The sequence below is a fragment of the Shewanella sp. HL-SH5 genome (genome assembly GCF_051163755.1).
In the GTDB taxonomy this organism is placed as follows: domain Bacteria; phylum Pseudomonadota; class Gammaproteobacteria; order Enterobacterales; family Shewanellaceae; genus Shewanella; species Shewanella glacialimarina.
In genome coordinates, this window is record NZ_CP195038.1 from 252801 (window position 1) to 270751 (window position 17951).

General features: G+C 41.4%; 16 protein-coding genes. 9 read left to right on the forward strand and 7 right to left on the reverse strand.

Annotated elements, in window-relative coordinates; translation table 11 throughout:
* Window positions 1–72: 72 nt before the first annotated feature.
* Window positions 73–1524, reverse strand: a complete 1452-nt coding sequence (locus ACRWQM_RS01085; protein WP_434930977.1) for a cytochrome C biosynthesis protein — start codon at window positions 1522–1524, stop codon at window positions 73–75.
* Between the two features lie 276 nt (window positions 1525–1800).
* Here ACRWQM_RS01085 and ACRWQM_RS01090 point away from each other — a divergent pair, with 276 nt between their 5' ends.
* On the forward strand, window positions 1801–2292 hold the full coding sequence (locus ACRWQM_RS01090; protein WP_434927463.1) for a Spy/CpxP family protein refolding chaperone: 492 nt from the start codon (window positions 1801–1803) through the stop codon (window positions 2290–2292).
* Between the two features lie 212 nt (window positions 2293–2504).
* Window positions 2505–3374 (forward strand): cation efflux pump FieF, encoded by an 870-nt coding sequence (gene fieF / locus ACRWQM_RS01095; protein ID WP_434930978.1) that lies wholly within the window; start codon window positions 2505–2507, stop codon window positions 3372–3374.
* 92 nt (window positions 3375–3466) lie between these two features.
* Here fieF and glnG read toward each other — a convergent pair whose 3' ends face one another.
* From glnG to typA, 5 genes are all read right to left on the reverse strand, one after another.
* A complete protein-coding gene (glnG, locus tag ACRWQM_RS01100) occupies window positions 3467–4882 on the reverse strand; it encodes a nitrogen regulation protein NR(I) (RefSeq protein ID WP_434930979.1) in 1416 nt (471 codons plus the stop codon).
* A 25-nt stretch (window positions 4883–4907) separates the two neighbouring features.
* The gene (gene glnL / locus ACRWQM_RS01105; RefSeq protein WP_226412701.1) at window positions 4908–5951 is read right to left on the reverse strand and encodes a nitrogen regulation protein NR(II); all 1044 of its coding nucleotides are present in this window, start codon (window positions 5949–5951) and stop codon (window positions 4908–4910) included.
* Window positions 5952–6078: 127 nt separating this feature from the next.
* On the reverse strand, window positions 6079–6621 hold the full coding sequence (locus tag ACRWQM_RS01110) for a DUF4124 domain-containing protein (RefSeq protein WP_434930980.1): 543 nt from the start codon (window positions 6619–6621) through the stop codon (window positions 6079–6081).
* Between the two features lie 118 nt (window positions 6622–6739).
* The gene (locus tag ACRWQM_RS01115; protein WP_434927460.1) at window positions 6740–7045 is read right to left on the reverse strand and encodes a pyrimidine/purine nucleoside phosphorylase; all 306 of its coding nucleotides are present in this window, start codon (window positions 7043–7045) and stop codon (window positions 6740–6742) included.
* A gap of 191 nt (window positions 7046–7236) precedes the next feature.
* A complete protein-coding gene (gene typA / locus ACRWQM_RS01120) occupies window positions 7237–9048 on the reverse strand; it encodes a translational GTPase TypA (protein WP_434927459.1) in 1812 nt (603 codons plus the stop codon).
* A 565-nt stretch (window positions 9049–9613) separates the two neighbouring features.
* Between typA and glnA the strand changes: the two genes are divergently transcribed.
* The 4 genes from glnA to glpK all read left to right on the forward strand — a co-directional run bounded on the left by glnA (window position 9614) and on the right by glpK (window position 15096).
* Window positions 9614–11023: a glutamate--ammonia ligase gene (glnA, locus tag ACRWQM_RS01125; protein WP_434927458.1), complete on the forward strand. Its 1410-nt coding sequence runs from the start codon at window positions 9614–9616 to the stop codon at window positions 11021–11023.
* A gap of 652 nt (window positions 11024–11675) precedes the next feature.
* Window positions 11676–13028: an outer membrane protein transport protein gene (locus ACRWQM_RS01130; RefSeq protein WP_434930981.1), complete on the forward strand. Its 1353-nt coding sequence runs from the start codon at window positions 11676–11678 to the stop codon at window positions 13026–13028.
* 70 nt (window positions 13029–13098) lie between these two features.
* Window positions 13099–13527 carry a nuclear transport factor 2 family protein gene (locus ACRWQM_RS01135; protein WP_434930982.1) on the forward strand — a complete coding sequence of 143 codons (429 nt, stop codon included), beginning with the start codon at window positions 13099–13101 and terminating at the stop codon, window positions 13525–13527.
* Between the two features lie 75 nt (window positions 13528–13602).
* Complete coding sequence (gene glpK / locus ACRWQM_RS01140; protein ID WP_434930983.1) at window positions 13603–15096, forward strand: glycerol kinase GlpK; 1494 nt, start codon at window positions 13603–13605, stop codon at window positions 15094–15096.
* A gap of 90 nt (window positions 15097–15186) precedes the next feature.
* Here the strand turns inward: glpK and ACRWQM_RS01145 are convergent, their stop codons facing one another.
* Window positions 15187–15489, reverse strand: a complete 303-nt coding sequence (locus ACRWQM_RS01145) for a hypothetical protein (RefSeq protein ID WP_434930985.1) — start codon at window positions 15487–15489, stop codon at window positions 15187–15189.
* Between the two features lie 706 nt (window positions 15490–16195).
* On the opposite strand from ACRWQM_RS01145, the gene mraZ reads away from it, so the two are divergent.
* The 3 genes from mraZ to ftsL are packed head-to-tail and all read left to right on the forward strand — an operon-like array spanning window position 16196 to window position 17943.
* A complete protein-coding gene (mraZ, locus tag ACRWQM_RS01150; protein ID WP_434927453.1) occupies window positions 16196–16654 on the forward strand; it encodes a division/cell wall cluster transcriptional repressor MraZ in 459 nt (152 codons plus the stop codon).
* Between the two features lie 21 nt (window positions 16655–16675).
* Window positions 16676–17617: a 16S rRNA (cytosine(1402)-N(4))-methyltransferase RsmH gene (rsmH, locus tag ACRWQM_RS01155; RefSeq protein ID WP_434930987.1), complete on the forward strand. Its 942-nt coding sequence runs from the start codon at window positions 16676–16678 to the stop codon at window positions 17615–17617.
* A gap of 11 nt (window positions 17618–17628) precedes the next feature.
* Entirely contained in the window at window positions 17629–17943 is a 315-nt protein-coding gene (gene ftsL / locus ACRWQM_RS01160) for a cell division protein FtsL (protein WP_434927451.1), read from the forward strand.
* Window positions 17944–17951: the final 8 nt, after the last annotated feature.

Here is a 17951-nt window from a genome sequence, read left to right on the forward strand (position 1 = left end):
AAACACTTTAGCCTATGGCGAGCTGAGATGAAATCATCATTGCACAGTTTTACATTCGTTGGTGCTTTACTGTTAGCCAGCAGACTTATCTTTTTTTGCTGGAGTCAGTTTGACGATAATGAAGGTCAATATGATTGACCCCACAATCAGCCCAATTGATAGCACTGGATTTTGCAATGACATGGGATTAATCACTAGCATGCTACCCAAGCCTAGCATCATAACCCCAGACATTAGCTTTAACTTTTCGCCTTCTTTTTCAGTCAGTTTTCGCTTGCCCAGTGTCATTGAAAATACAATCACTATGGTGGCTAAAGGGATGACGTAAACCACGTTGTAAGCGATCAAATAAAGATAACGCTCCATGACATCCAGGTTAGAAATGGACAGCACTGAAGTGTAAATCATTGGAAAACCCGCAGTGCACAATAACTCGTAAGCATTCGCCAAAATAGCCAATACTGATGAGCCGATAATCATGGTCGGTAATGAACTGGTTTTAGACAATTTACCCATACGCTTAATAAGCGTCCCTCTATTTTCTACTGACATCGATAGACTGACATCGCCACGGCCGTAAAAGTAATCTTTGATATTGACCCCAGCAGCAATCAAAGCCAATACTCCCGCACAGGTAATAATAATGCCGCCATCACCGCCGCCAAGTAGTTGGAATAAATTTAACCAGGCACTCATAAAGATGAAATAAATAAATCCAGAGAAAAATACAAATATACCGCCCACCAGTAACATGCGTTTTTTACTGCCAGCATTGACCATGATGCTGAGTAAGAATAACAACACGAAAAATGCGCACGGATTAAAGGCATCAACACCTGCCAATACTACAGTTAATAGGGGTAATGACATTTGTTCAGGATGCACTGCACCAATTAAGGGAATATCCACGGGTTGAACATGTGGCTTTGAGGTGTTCGCGCTGACTGAAGTGTCTTCGGTTGCTATGCTACTGTCCATGCCACAAGTGCTAGCGTTATCTTCAACATTATTGGTATCTCCACATGTAGCAAATAAGGGCTCGGATGGTGTGTTATCTAAGGTTAGAAAGTCATCAAGTTTGTCGCCAATATTAGCTTTGCCACCTTGTTTTTGGTAACAGTCGACTAAACGCTCAATAATATATTGGCCAGTGACCTGATGGCTGTTGTAGCCAACAATGGCTTCACCACATACCGCAAAGTAGGGCACAGATTTAGGTTCAACTCCTGTCCGCTTGCCCATTGCCATAAGTTTATCGACATTGCCAGTTTCACTGATTAAGTAATCTTCAACCGTTATCCAATCAAATCGCTCGCCTAATGCGTCAATTAAAGGGTGAGCCTTGCGACAGTGCGGGCAGGTTTCTGACCAAAAGAAATGCAGCTTAACAACTGGCTGCTCATTTTTTTGACTGTACCATAGTGAGTTATCTGCTGATGTTGATGGGTTTATACTGGCTATGGCACTTGGCGCCAATATCAGTATATAAAGCAGTAACAGCAACTTGCTAAATAATCGATTCATAATTTATTCCAATAAAGCACTAATAGTAAGATTTTATGCCCTTATCTAATGACTGTAATGATCAAGTTTAAATTACGTTAACTAGCTCGCATTACTGTGGTGTTTATCATCCAATATGCCAACTAGATCATCTATTTCTGGTGTAAAAGTCGATAGGAAACATTCTTTACATAGCTTTACGCCGTCTTAACGCTGATTGACATTGCATTGGGTAAACTGAGTATCAAATCTGCTGAGGCAGAAAGTAACCCCTTTTTTATACCGAGGAATTTACCAATGAAAACATCATCAATCTTCAACATGAGTTTAGTTGCTTTAGTGGCAAGCTCAGCATTATTGGCTGGTCAGTTATATGCAGAAGAAACCATTAGCAGTGCAGCAAAAACTGAGCAACCTAGCGTTAAAGCCGACAGACATCATGGCCATAAAGGTGGCATGCACAAAATGTTGCGCAAACTAGATTTAACAGATGCACAAAAAGTGCAAGTTAAAGTGATATTTGACAAATATAAAGCTAACCGTCCAGAGCGCCCAACAAAAGAGCAACGTGCAGCGCACAAAGCAGATATGTTAGCGTTAATCACTACCGCTGGTTTTGATGAAGTTAAAGCCACTGAAATGGTTGAAGCAAAACAACAAATGCAGTTACAAAAAATGTTAACCCATATGAAAATACAAAACGAAATTTATCAATTATTAACACCTGAACAGCAACAAAAGTTTCAAGATAAATTTAACTCAGGCAAAGGCCACAAATCACGCCATTAATCTAGTTTATATAGGCTGACATAGATAAAAGCCATTACTTCAGAGTAATGGTTTTTTTTGTTTAGTTAAGCTTGTGACTTTTACAAGATTGAGAAAGGTCACACTTTGCATAAGGTGAGTCGATTGTTTAGTAAACTTTATCCTAATTAAGTAATCAACTTGCTATAGTAAGGGTTGGTAGATTATCAGTATAAAGAGTCGATAGATCTTTTATGAGTGAAACTTCAGAATATGATTTTTGGGTAAAACTGGCTAGCCGTGCAGCGGTAGCAACAGCCCTTTGCTTGATAGTCATTAAGCTTGTAGCGTGGTTGTATTCCGGTTCGGCAAGTATGCTGGCATCGTTAACTGACTCTTTTGCCGATGCTTTGGCGTCAATAGTCAATTTTATTGCCGTGCGTTATGCGATTGTGCCTGCGGATAAAGATCACCGTTATGGTCATGGTAAAGCTGAGCCGTTAGCTTCACTAGCACAAGCGGGGTTTATTTTAGGCTCGGCTTGTGTATTGTTGCTCTACGGCGGTGAAAAGTTGATTAACCCTGTAACGGTTACCCATGCCACTTTAGGGGTCATTGTGTCTATCATTGCCATTATTATGACCTTGGCCTTGGTATTGTTGCAAAAAAGAGCGTTGGAAAAAACCAACAGTACAGTAGTTGAAGCAGATGCTTTGCACTATAAGTCTGATTTATTTTTAAACTCAGCCGTGCTACTAGCGCTAGTTTTGGCACATTATGGTTGGTGGTGGGCGGATGGATTATTTGCGATATTGATTGCCATATTTATTGGTCAACAAGCCATCGATTTAGGCTATCGCTCAATACAAAGTTTGTTAGACAGAGAGCTAGATTCTGATACTCGTGAACAGATTAAAGCATTGGCTTTAGAAGATAAAAGAGTCAAGGGACTGCATGATCTTCGTACCCGTCAGTCAGGTAAAACCAGGTTTATTCAATTGCATTTAGAATTAGATGGTAACCAGCCATTGTTTGAAGCACATTCAATAGCTGATGCGACCGGACTGCGTATCCAAAATGCGTTTGAAGATGCTGAAGTGATTATTCACCAGGATCCCGTTTAGCATCTTTGTTGGTTATGCCTAAGCCTTGCCTCTTAGGCATAGCAACTTAGGCATAACAACTTAGGCATAACAACTTAGGCATAGCAAAGTACTTATTCCATTGATAATTCTTTTAATTTACGGGTTAACGTATTGCGCCCCCAGCCTAAACGTTTAGCGGCATCTTGTTTATGACCTTGGGTATGTTTTAAGGCGGCTTCAAGTAATATCCGCTCAAATTCAGGTTGTATCTCGGTGAGTAAATCGTTATCACCGGCACTGAGTCGTTCATTTATCCAGTCTTTAAGCGCCGATTGCCAGTCTGTATGTGCCGCATTTGGCTGGCTAGTTGCCACAGGATCCTTGAGTAATTCAGGTGGTAAATCTTGTGGCAGAATTTCTTGTCCCGATGCCATTACGGTTAACCATCGGCAAGTGTTTTCAAGTTGACGCACGTTCCCTGGCCAGGGTAATTGCGATAGTTTAGCGGCGGTTTCTTTGGTGAGTATTTTGGGTTCTACGCCCATTTCTTTGGCCGCAGTACTGAGAAAGTGAGTAGCGAGTTGAGAGATGTCTTCACGACGTTGTGACAGAGGAGGTAAATGCACTCTAATGACATTCAAGCGATGAAATAAATCTTCGCGAAATGAGCCTTTTTGCACCAACAATTCAAGGTTCTGGTGAGTTGCGGCAATAATACGCACATCAACCTGCACAGATTGATGGCCACCAACACGATAGAATTGACCATCTGATAGCACCCGTAATAAGCGTGTTTGGACATCGAGTGGCATATCGCCAATTTCATCTAAGAATAGTGTGCCACCATTGGCTTGTTCAAACCGCCCTTGACGCACATTAGCAGCCCCAGTAAATGCGCCTTTTTCATGGCCAAATAGCTCTGACTCAATAAGGTCTTTGGGTATTGCGGCCATATTAAGGGCAATAAAAGGTTTATCTTTGCGTGGGCTGTGTTTATGAAGCGCACCCGCGACTAACTCTTTACCTGTACCTGATTGGCCATTAATTAACACGCTGATAGAGGACCGAGATAAACGGCCAATAGCACGAAACACCTCTTGCATAGCGGGCGCTTCACCGATAATTTCAGGTGTCTTTACCTGTGTATCAACTGCTGGAGTTGCAGGTGTTTGTTCGGTTGCATGGGTTAATGCCCGTTCAACTAGCGCAATGGCCTCGTCAATATCAAACGGTTTAGGTAAATACTCAAACGCGCCTGCTTGATAGGCGCTAACGGCACTGTCTAGGTCAGAGTGAGCTGTCATGATAATTACGGGAATATGCGGGTAATGAAGCTGTAAACGGTCTAGCAGGGTTAAGCCGTCGGTACCTGGCATACGTATGTCAGACACAATCACTTGAGGTTGAGCTAGTTCTAATGCTTGCCATAGTGACTCGGCTGCAGCAAAACTGGCGCAGGTTAATTTTGCGCCTGAGAAGGCTTTTTCTAGCACCCAACGAATGGAGCTATCATCATCTAAAATCCAGACTTGTTCGCTTATTGTCATCTTGTTACCTCGTGCTGCCTAAGGTCTAGAATTTTTGTAATGGCAGGGTAATTATAAATTCGGTATGGCCTGGAGCTGATACGCAGTCAATACGTCCGCCATGTAATCTTGCTATATTGTGTGCAATGGATAAACCTAGGCCGGAACCATCTTCACGCCCTGTCACCATAGGGTAAAACAAGGTGTCTATAAGATCAGAAGGTATGCCGGGGCCGTTGTCGATAATCGACAGGACTAACACTAACTTATACCTTTGTGTACCAAGGGTGACTTGATGTTGAGTTCGGGTCTTTATCAAGATTTCACCGCCAGCATGTTCTAATGCTTGAATGGCATTTTGGACAATATTAAGCACAGCCTGCTGAAGTTGGTCGGGATCCATCTGAAAATCAGGAATAGATGGGTCGTAGTCACGCTTTAGATTTATGTTTGCGGGTAAAGCCATTTCAACCAGCTTTAATACCTTTTGTACCACTTGATGAATATTGTGTTCGGTATGCTGTGTTGGTCGCTGCGGGCCTAATAACCTATCGACTAGGTTGCGCAGACGATCGGCTTGTTCGATGATTAAAGTGGTAAATTCTTTTAATTCCGGTGAGTGCAGTTCTCTTGATAACAGTTGAGCTGCACCGCGTAATCCCCCTAATGGATTTTTAATTTCATGGGCAAGATTACGCACAAGATATTGCGCTGCTTGTTGCTGCGCGTCCATATTTAGCTGCTGGTGAATACGACGTTGTTGATCAACTTGTCGTAGCTCTAAAATACTGAGGTTTTGTTCATTCTCGATAGGAATTAAGGTCAAGTCTACAGTGTGGTGCTGACCGTCTAAGGTAATTAATGCCGCAGTGTTAACTGTGATCCCTTGATTTGATGATACTGCATCTCGCAAAATATGTTCATCAACGCCTAAAAACTGATATAAATCAGGCAAGCTTAATTCGAGTAATTTATGGTTGGCGACAGCCAATAGCTGCTCGGCAGCAGCATTAGCAAAACAAGGCTTTAATTTGGTGTCGATCACTAGTACTGCGGTAACTAGATGATTAAGTAAGTTATTAGTGTCCATTCGCCGTCCTGATTTATTGGGTTGCAGCTTGCACCAATATGTTGCACCAATATGGTGCGATCTGCAACTCAGTTCACGCAGGCAAATAGGAAAATAAGTTCAAACAGTTTTGTTATATGGTACTGTTTTAATTGCCTTTTTTAGCATAGTAAGGCGTTGGTTTTGCTATTCTGCTCACACTTGCCTGGTGAAGAAATATCTTTCTTGGTGAACTAGATGCAAGGACTTTGCCGTTTTGATCTAATGCTTTCACCACAATGATATGTTCTCCTCGGTAAATGCCCATTAAGCTAAAAGTGGATGAAGATTGTGGTTGAGCTTTGACTTCGCCATCAATAAAAAGCGCCAGTAAGATACCTCGGGGGAGTGTTGGGGTAACACTGACAATGACATCAAATTTTCCCTCATTACTGCGAATGGTTTCATCATGTGTGGGTGATACTATATTTAAGACGAGCTCAATAGCATCATTTTGCGAGGTTGAATCCACAATGATTGGGGTATCATTCAGCACGATAGTGTTTTGAGTATTTTCTTTTACTTCGACAAGCTCTGCATTAGGCTTAGCTTCGTCGCTATAGTGAACTTTCCCGTTTTCATCGACCCAGCGATAAACCGCAGCTGTGCTACTGATACTGATTAGTAGCAAGGTAAATAATAAAATGCGCATAAATAGAATCCTTTTGCGTGTGCATTTTACTAGACTAGCTGTTTTTTGATAAAAAAACAGCCAAAACTGTTTGGTTCTGGCTAAGTTTATTTGTAACTAAACTGCAGAGTAAGAGGACTTAAAGGTAGCTACAACAGTATTCAGCAATACCGCTGGTTTTAATACTAAAGCTCACTCCAGCAGCTAACTCAAACTGAGTGTCAGCTGAATAATTGATCCATTCGGTCGTACCAGGCAATAACACTTCAAAGTTACCTGATGTGACTTGCATTATTTCACCTTGAGAGGTTGAAAAGGTATATTCGCCAGGTAAGACAACACCTAGAGTTTGTCTGCTTCCATCGGCTAAAAATACTGTGCGGCTAATGACTTTTCCATCAAAATAAACATTTGCCTTTAGGGCTACATCGACTTGTTTTAACATATTTCCTGATACTCCATAAATGTTTTAAGTGAATTTATATCTATTTTAAATGTATATCTAGTTATTTTTGTGCTCTGCTTAAGAATTATTTATGTGTAAGTTTTTAGATTAGCAGGCACAAAAAAGCCCAGAACAATCTGGGCTTTTTGATACTAATAAGTGGCAAATATAGCGCCACTCATTAATTTTAATTAACTGCGGTTATGACGCTTACGCTCGTTCTCAGTTAAGAATCTCTTACGAACACGAATGTTCTTAGGAGTTACTTCAACTAATTCGTCATCATCGATGAACTCAAGTGCTTGTTCAAGCGTTAAGTTAATCGGTGTAGTTAACACTTGTGCTTCATCAGTACCTGATGCACGCATGTTGGTTAGCTGCTTACCTTTAAGACAGTTAACCGTCAAATCGTTAGAGCGAGCATGGATACCAACAACTTGGCCTTCATACACTTCAGCAGCGTGGCTAATAAACAGACGACCACGGTCTTGTAAACCGAATAGTGCGAATGTTAATGCTTTACCTGTTGCGTTAGAAATCAATACGCCGTTAGCACGTTGACCAATATCGCCACCTTTGTGCGGAGCGTAGTGATCAAATGAATGATAAATTAGACCAGTACCTGAAGTTGCAGTTAAGAACTCAGTTTGGAAACCAATTAAGCCACGGCTTGGGATGATGAAGTCGATACGTACGCGACCTTTACCATCAAGCTGCATATCTTTCATTTCAGCTTTACGCACACCTAACTTTTCAATTACGGTACCTTGATGTTCTTCTTGAACGTCAACAGTCACAGTTTCGAATGGTTCGTGTAGCTCACCATCAACAGTTTTAAGAATTACTTCTGGACGTGATACCGCTAATTCGTAGCCTTCACGACGCATGTTTTCAATCAAGATTGATAAATGTAATTCACCACGACCTGATACGCGGAAACGATCTGGACTGTCAGTTTCTTCAACACGTAGTGCTACGTTGTGAACAAGTTCTGTTTGTAAACGCTCAAGAATGTTACGAGAAGTAACATACTTACCTTCTTTACCCGCGAACGGAGAAGTGTTTACCTGGAACGTCATCGTTAGTGTTGGTTCATCAACTGTTAACGGCGGTAACGCTTCAACTTCAGTCACTGCACAAATAGTGTCAGAAATCTTAAGCTCACCTAAACCTGTAATTGCCACGATGTCACCAGCATTAGCAATTTCAACTTCAGTACGGTCTAGACCCATGTAACCTAATACCTGGCCCATTTTTCCGTTACGTTTCTTACCATCAGCACCAATAATAGTCACTTGTTGGTTAGTTTTTACGTTACCACGCTTAATACGACCAATACCGATAACACCCACGTATGAGTTGTAATCGATTTGAGAAATTTGCATTTGGAATGCACCTTCCGAATCAGCGTCTGGGAAAGAAACTTTCTCAACGATGGTTTGGAAAAGTGGTGTCATGTCTTCGCTAACTACATCTGGATCTAAGGTCGCGAAACCATTCAATGCTGAAGCATAAACAATAGGGAAGTCTAACTGTTCGTCAGTTGCACCTAAGTTGTCGAATAAATCGAATACTTGGTCAATAACCCAATCAGGACGAGCGCCAGGACGGTCAATCTTGTTAATCACAACGATTGGCTTTAGGCCTTGAGCAAACGCTTTCTTAGTCACAAAGCGAGTTTGTGGCATTGGACCATCAACTGCGTCAACTAACAATAATACTGAATCAACCATAGATAGAACACGTTCTACTTCACCACCGAAATCGGCGTGACCAGGCGTGTCTACGATGTTAATGCGGTAGTCGTTCCATTTGATGGCAGTGTTTTTTGCCAGAATGGTGATCCCACGTTCTTTTTCAAGATCGTTAGAATCCATCACACGCTCAGTCGCTTCTCCACGTGAAGCAAGGGTACCAGACTGCGCAAGCAATTTGTCTACCAGGGTCGTTTTGCCATGGTCGACGTGTGCAATAATGGCGATGTTACGTAAATTCTCTAGCACGGATAAAACCTCTATACCATCAAACAAAAAAAGGGATTATTTACAGCAACTATTTAATGATAGCCACCATAAAAAAGCGTGCCATTCTACTCCAGCAAGGCCTCAGTAGATAGGATTTTTTTTGAACACCTCATATTTTCGTCTTATTATGCTATAAATTTGCCGTTAATTTAGTGATATAAACTTTATCATCGCCTTAACGTAGGCTAGGTTACAAAAGATGTAAAACACAGTTTTCGCTATTTTGTTCAGTAAATTGTTATCTGTACGCACTTTTTCGGTTTCAGTCTCTATATAATCAAACTGGCGTGCACCACTCTGGTGTTGTGCACTGTTATGGTGCGTAGAATGGATCTATTTGGTGCAGACTTTGTTTTTTGAGAAAATCTAAAAATATCAAATTTATATAAATCAGATGCTTATATATCTGGCATGATAATAGCTAAGTAAACGTCATCATGTGGACATCATTGTTTTACATTAGTTTGCTGAGTCAATAAAACTTGGTGAACAGTAATATTAAATATTAGAAGGGAATACCCTTGACCCTACCGGAGGCTTGAGAATGTCAGTTGAATCAGTATTAAAGCAACTTAAAGAGTTAGAAGTTAAGTTTGTTGACTTACGCTTTACCGATACTAAAGGTAAAGAACAGCACGTTTCTATTCCATCTCATCAAGTAAATGAAGAGTTTTTTGAAGACGGTAAAATGTTTGACGGTTCTTCAATCGCAGGCTGGAAAGGCATCAATGAATCAGACATGGTATTAATGCCTGATCCAACTACTTTTGTTTTAGACCCTTTCACCGAAGAAACAACAGCACTTATCCGTTGTGACATTTTAGAACCTGGTACTATGACTGGTTACGACCGTGACCCACGCTCTATCGCTAAAAAAGCAGAAGCGTATCTAATTTCTACCGGTATTGCTGATACAGTATTGATTGGTCCTGAGCCTGAGTTCTTCTTATTTGATGACGTTCGTTTTGGTACTGATATGTCAGGTTGTTTCGTGAAGATTGATGCGAAAGAAGCGGCATGGAACTCTGGTAAAGAATACGCTGATGGCAACACAGGTCACCGTCCAATGGTGAAAGGTGGTTATTTTCCAGTTGCGCCAGTTGATTCTTCACAAGACTTACGTTCTGCAATGTGTTTAGTACTTGAAGAAATGGGTCAAGTTGTAGAAGCACATCACCATGAAGTGGCGACAGCGGGCCAAAACGAAATTGCAACACGTTTCAACACTTTGACTAAGAAAGCGGATGAAATCCAAATTCTTAAGTATGTTGTTCATAACATGGCGCATGCTTATGGCAAAACAGCGACCTTTATGCCTAAGCCTATCGTAGGTGACAATGGCAGCGGTATGCACGTACACCAATCTTTAGCTAAAGACGGTGTCAACTTATTTGCTGGCGATAAGTATGCTGGTTTAAGTGAATTAGCGCTTTACTACATTGGTGGTATTATCAAGCACGCTCGTGCATTGAACGCATTCACTAACCCAAGCACTAACTCTTATAAGCGTTTAGTACCACATTTCGAAGCGCCTGTTATGTTAGCTTACTCTGCGCGTAACCGTAGTGCATCTATTCGTATTCCAGTAGTGCCAAGCCCTAAGGGTCGTCGTATCGAAGCACGTTTCCCTGATCCACATGCAAACCCATATTTAGGTTTTGCGGCATTATTAATGGCAGGTCTTGATGGTATACAAAACAAGATCCACCCTGGCGATGCCATGGACAAAGACTTGTATGACTTACCGCCTGAAGAAGCTGCTGAGATCCCACAAGTTGCAACTTCTTTAGAAAACGCGCTTGAAAACTTGAAAGCTGACCATGAGTTTTTAACTAAAGGTGGCGTATTCAGTGAAGATTTCATCCAGTCTTATATCACTTTGAAGACTGCAGAAGCTGAGCGTGTAGCCCGTACTACTCATCCATTAGAGTTTGAAATGTACTACAGCCTATAATATTAACCGCTAACTTTGTTAGCGGTTAAGTGATAAAAAAAGCCTCGCATAGATTGCGGGGCTTTTTATTAAGTTATTTTTACAATTATTTACAACCTTTCTCATTCTGTTTTAACTCATGCTTTGCGAATTTCTGTTTTAAATTCAGCTAACTCGTGTGCGTTAGAACTAGCCAATTTTTTATCATTAGTTATTGATATATATAAATAATTAAATTACATGTTATTTGACTATAACTATTCAGCCAACACTTCGTTGATATCCTTTTGTTTATTGAATAACTTGTGAGCAAGTTATCAGTAATATCAATCATTTTGTGATCCAGCATTTGTACGCTAGCGGTTGCAATGGCGTTTTAGATCCGTAAACTTGCGCCGTATAAATGCCGAGCAATTACTCTAAAAGTGATTTTGGGTTAAAGGCAGATATAAATAACCTCAACTTGGGTTAAGGGATGAATAAGCGGGATTTAAATATTTAAATTCAGATGTTTACTCTCAAACTTGAGCTTTGCGCTGGTAATAAGGCGAACTAACGCGTCAACAGCTAGCCTATTGCAAGTAAATTAAACACAGTTAGCGGTGCAAAGAGCTGTTTGATATGCATTTGTTATCCTGAGCTGAGGTTAAATACAATAACTAAGAGAATGATAATGAAAAAAACAATAATCACTTTGGCAATATCAGCTATTGTCTTTGGCACGACTTCACAAGCTCAAGCTGCAGGTTTTCAGTTAGCAGAATATTCATCAACCGGCTTAGGTCGTGCATTTGCAGGTGAAGCGGCAATGGCCGATAACGCGTCTGCGCAATCACGTAATCCGGCAATGTTAACGTATCTGACCGGGCGTCAACTGTCAGCTGGAGGCATTTATGTCATGCCTAATATTGATGTGACGGGTGACATTGCGATTACCTCTCCTTTATTGGGCGCTCAAGCTATGCATGTGCCAGCCAGTGCGCATGATGTAGCAGGTGACGCACTAGTGCCTAATTTTTATTATTCTAACCAGTTAACTGACGAATGGACCTGGGGATTAACGGTAAACTCAAACTATGGCCTAGCCACTGAAATTGATACTACACATGCTGCGGCAATTTTTGGTAATGAAACCGCGATTACAACGGTAGAGTTTAATCCTAATATTGCTTATAAAATCAATGAGCAATTTTCAGTAGGTGGCGGTCTACGTGTGGTTTATGGAGAAGGTAGTATCAGCGCAACTACGCCTGCTTGGGTGGGGGCGATTAAATCTAATCCAGCATTGCCCGCAGCCGTTGCTGCACGTTTACCAGATTCTGGTATGACGTTAAAAGCAATGGAAGGTGATGATATAGCCTTGGGGTGGAAACTGGGTGCTAGCTGGCAGATAAACGCTGATCATCGTTTAGGTTTGGCTTATCACAGCGGCGTTGAACTTGAGTTAGAAGGTCACGCGTCTGGCTTGCTTTATGATGGTGGTCAAGATTTATCAATTGAAGGTTATCTTCCGATCGAGACGCCTGCATTTGCTGAATTAGCTTCTTATAACCAGCTTACTGAGAAATTTGCGATGCATGCAAGTGTCAATTGGACTCAATGGAGTGTATTTGATCAATTAGTGGCATATTTCCCTGGTGAGCAAAAGCCAGTTAGTGGCGTTGAATCTGACTTAGTAAAAGACGAAAACTTCAAGGATAATTGGCGTTATGCCCTTGGTGGTACTTATCAGCTTAATAATGATTGGTTAGTGCGTGCAGGCTTGGCATTAGATAAAACGGCTGTTGAAGATCAATATCGTACTACAACTATTCCAGATACTGACCGTTTATGGTTTAGTATGGGAGCAGGTTATCAAGCTAGCAAAAATCTTACCGTTGATTTTGCGGTAACCTATATTCGTATGTATGGTGATGCGCCGATTAATGAACAGCAAAATCTGGCTGGATTGGCTTTAGTGAATTTTGATGGCGAAGCTAACGGTGACGTGTGGCTTGCGGGAGTTCAATTAAGCTACAAAATGTAATCCGCATTTTTGAGCCGCTTTTTAATAGCCTCGCATAGCGGGGCTTTTTTGTGTGAATAAGGAAACAAGAATGATTAAATTTATGATGGTCGCAATAGCCTTAGTCGCAAGTTTTTCTGTTCAAGCTAACGATAAAAGCCAACTAGTGAGCCAATTTGTTGAGGCATTTAATTTACGTGATCCAGAATTAATGGGCAAAATGGTGACCAAAGAGGCGCTGTGGTTTGATGTAACACGTGCAGGAATTAATAATCAAACAACCACAAGAGACGAATTAGTTAAATCAATGAAAGATTATTTCTCAGATTCTAGCCGGGCGCACTCTCGAGTAATTAAGTCGATTGACACAGGTGATTTTGTCAGTACGGTTGAACAGGTTTCCTGGCAAAAAGAGGGTAAGTGGGTATCTAAATGCAGTATCGGCGTATATCTATTTGAAGAACAAAGAATTGCAGCGGTTTGGTATTACAAGGCACATCAGTGTGATGATCCTCAGTAAGTCGTGGTCAGCGTTTATCATCCTGAGCTGAGATTAATAACTCATTAGTAATGTAAATGAATAAGAGAGCGTTACATGAAAGCTAAAAAATACATTATTGCATTAGATCAAGGCACCACCAGTTCTAGAGCGATTGTGTTTAATCATCAAGCCGACATTGTGGCTATTTCGCAGCGAGAATTTAGTCAGCATTATCCACAGGCAGGCTGGGTGGAACATGATCCGATGGAAATTTGGTCGTCACAAAGTTCTTCATTAGTGGAAGTGTTAACGCGCGCAGGTATTAGCCGCCATGACGTTGCCGCTATCGGCATTACCAATCAACGTGAAACCACTATTATATGGAATAAGCACACCGGAAAACCTATTTATAATGCGATTGTGTGGCAGTGTCGGCGCAGCCAAAGTATTTGCCAGCAATTAAAAGCGCAAGGCGCAGAAAAGCTTATTCGGCAAAAAACCGGTTTAGTATTAGACCCTTATTTTTCAGCTTCAAAAATTAAGTGGATTTTAGATAATGTTGAGGGCGCGCGTGCGCAAGCTGAAGCAGGCGATTTACTATTTGGTACCGTTGATACCTGGTTGGTATGGAAATTAACCCAAGGCGAAGTTCATGTCACCGAACCGACTAATGCGTCCAGAACTATGCTGTATAATATTCATACTCAGCAATGGGATGAAGAGCTATTAAGTCTATTTCAAATACCGCGGGCTTTATTACCTGAAGTAAAATCCTCCTGTGAAGTTTATGGCCACACTGAGTTAGCCGGTGGCCAAGGCATTCCTGTCGCAGGGATGGCGGGCGATCAACAATCGGCTTTATTTGGCCAACTTTGCTTAGAGTCGGGCATGGTGAAAAATACCTATGGTACAGGTTGCTTTTTATTGATGAACACTGGTGATAAAGCCGTTGAATCTACCCATGGGTTATTGACCACTGTGGCTATTGGCGATAAAGGTCAGGCCTGTTTTGCGTTAGAGGGGTCGGTTTTTATGGGCGGGGCAATTATTCAGTGGTTACGTGATGAGTTAGGCCTGATTCAAGATGCCTGCGATACACAATATTATGCCGATAAGGTGAGTGATACCAACGGGGTTTATGTAGTGCCAGCATTTGTAGGTTTAGGTGCACCTTACTGGGACGCTGATGCTCGAGGGGCAATTGTGGGATTAACCCGTGGTGCTAATCGTAGTCATATTATTCGTGCTGCATTAGAGTCAATTGCTTATCAGTCGCGAGATTTGCTCGATGCCATGAGTAAAGATTCTGGTGTGCCACTCACCCAAATTCGAGTAGATGGTGGCGCAGTCGCCAATGACTTTTTAATGCAGTTTCAAGCAGATATAACTAATGTAAATGTATTAAGACCTAAGGTGACTGAAACCACCGCGATGGGAGCAGCATTTTTAGCCGGGCTAGCTGTGGGGGTATGGAAATCGACGCAAGAATTACAGTCTATACTGGCAACCGATCGTATTTTTAGTGCGCAAATGGATAACGCTACCCGTGAAACCTTATATCAAGGTTGGCTTAAAGCGGTCAAGCAAGTCAGTACGCAAGAGGTATAAATTAATCCAGTAACAGATTTGGATATTGAATATAAGGTTGAGACAGCTTTTTAGTGTCTGCAGTAAACCTTATTGGTGTCAATGACGCCGCTATACTTCAAGATCTATATGCTTGGTCTTATGTTTACTTTTAGGCTCACTTAAAGGCGCGTCATCATCAGTAATATAGTCGCCAGTGCCTAGTTCATATTCTACTTTCGATTTCTGCTTAGCTTGGGTATTGTGTACTCGTTCGTTATGGGATGAGGGAAGCTCAGCCTGTGGCTCCTCATAACTATCAGGTGCGACCTCACTCGAGGGAGTCGACGCACTTACACGATCGACAATGCGTCTTCGCTGGGTAATAAATTGTACGGGTTTGCTAAGCATGGCATATATGCTGTCTAAACTCATGTTTGCCTCCTTGTCGTGTATGATCACTGACATCCCATGTGAGTAATAATAGGGCTATTGACTTCATTTATTTCAATGCCATCTTTTAGGCGCTGTTACCGTAAGATTGCATTATTATTTACCTTATATCGGCCTGTGTGGGCGATATTTTAATCAAATATTCATTTATTCTATCAAATGATCTAAAAAATGCTTTAGCAATGCTGTAGTACAAATCATCCAGCCTGCATTACATTCTACTAACCAAATGTCTGCTAAGTTCTCTTGTCATCAATTATCAGCAACATAAATTGTATGCTTTTTATGCTTGATGGCGATTTATTTACACCAGATGGATTAAGTTTAATTAAAAATGATATTTAATATGGCGTGTTGTTAAGGGTAAATCATACCGTTTACAGATGATTTAACCTATTAATCGTACGATATAGTTTGATTTGTTAACATTAGGTAAGATAAAAGTTGCTGAAATAACCGCCGATATGTATCTGGTTTTATTCATTAACTCATATTTTTCGTGGTTATTATTCGCTTTATCTATTGTTTTTATTCCCCAGCTAAAAATTCCCTGCTAACCCGCTTGGCGTCTGGATTTAATATATGTTCACATCCCTTGACAACACTTGTGTTGTATCCCTAAACTTAGCATTTGTGGGAAGAAGTGGATCATTGTGGATCAAATTAAAACAACAAGGACTTTCTAAAGGTGTTTCGAGGTGCAAGTGCAATCAATATGGACGCAAAAGGACGGATCGCTATGCCAGCGAGATTCCGCGATGCGTTACGTAATGCGCACGATGGCATGCTTGTATTGACCGTTGATATTAACTCTCCTTGCTTGCTGATTTATCCCTTACATGAGTGGGAACTCATGGAAACTAAATTGTTACTACTTTCTGACATTGACCCCACAGAGCGCTCGTTGAAACGCAAATTATTGGGATATGCCCAAGAATGTGAACTAGACAGCCATGGCCGCATTGTTGTGCCGCCAATACTCAGAAGCTTTGCTAATTTGGATAAAAAAACCATGTTAGTTGGCTTATTAAATAAATTTGAATTATGGGAAGAAGGGGCTTGGCAGCTGCAAATGGAGCAAAACCATGAGCTGATCAGCAACCAGAATTTGGCCAGCCATCCAAGGTTGAGCCAATTTACCCTGTAATGTGATGAAAAGAAGACCCAAATGAGTCAAGAGTTTGCTCACTTAAGCGTGTTATTAAAAGAGACTGTAGAGGGTCTTAATATTGATCCTAATGGCATCTATATCGATGGCACATTTGGCCGTGGCGGACACTCACGACATGTACTGAGTCACTTAGGTCCTAATGGACGTTTAATTGCCATTGACCGAGACCCGCAAGCAATTGAAGCTGCTAAATCGTTTGCTGACGATCCTCGCTTTCAAATTGTTCACGGTGGATTTGGTCAGATGGCCGATTACATTGAAGACTTAGGGCTAGTTGGCAAGATTAATGGTGTACTACTGGATTTAGGCGTGTCATCGCCACAACTTGATGATGCTGACCGTGGTTTTAGTTTTTTACGCGACGGTCCATTAGATATGCGCATGGACAATAGCCAGGGCGAAACTGCAGCGCAATGGATTGCCCGTGCTGAAATTGAAGATATGGCGTGGGTATTTAAAACCTATGGCGAAGAAAAAAATTCTCGTCACATTGCCCGTTGCATTGCTGCTGACAGGGACGAAAAACCCTTTTTACGTACTAAAGATTTAGCTGAATTGATTGCACGTATCACTAAAAATAAAGAACGCAACAAGCATCCTGCAACCCGTGTGTTTCAAGCAATTCGTATTTATATCAATAGTGAGTTAGAGCAAATTGACCAGGCACTTGAAGGTTCTTTAAAAGTGTTAGCGCCTGAAGGACGCTTATCAGTAATTAGTTTTCATTCATTAGAAGATCGCATGGTGAAACGTTTTATTCGTCGTCACAGTCAAGGTGAAAGTGTGCCGTATGGTCTACCTATCACTGAAGATCAAATAAATAAGTCGCGCAAATTGAAGCCAATGAGTAAAGCATTAAAACCATCGGATGAAGAGATTGAACAAAACCCTCGCTCGCGTAGCTCAGTGCTACGTGTGGCCGAGCGTTTGCCGTACTAAGGTAGAAGATTTTGAGCCAGCCTCCACTCAATCTTCCCCGTATCGTTTTACAGGATATATGGCACCATAAATGGGTGGTGCTGGCGACGATTATCGTGATGATAAATGCCGTAGCCGTAGTGTATACCAGCCATGTGAGTCGCAAGCTGACATCGCAATGGGACGAATTATTACAAGAACAAGACCGTCTTGATATTGAGTGGCGAAATTTATTGTTAGAAGAGCAGTCGCAGTCGGAACACAGCCGTGTTACCCGCATTGCAACAAAAGACTTAAACATGTCTAGACCACTTCCCAAAGAAGAAGTGGTGATACGGGCACAGTGAGCATAGGG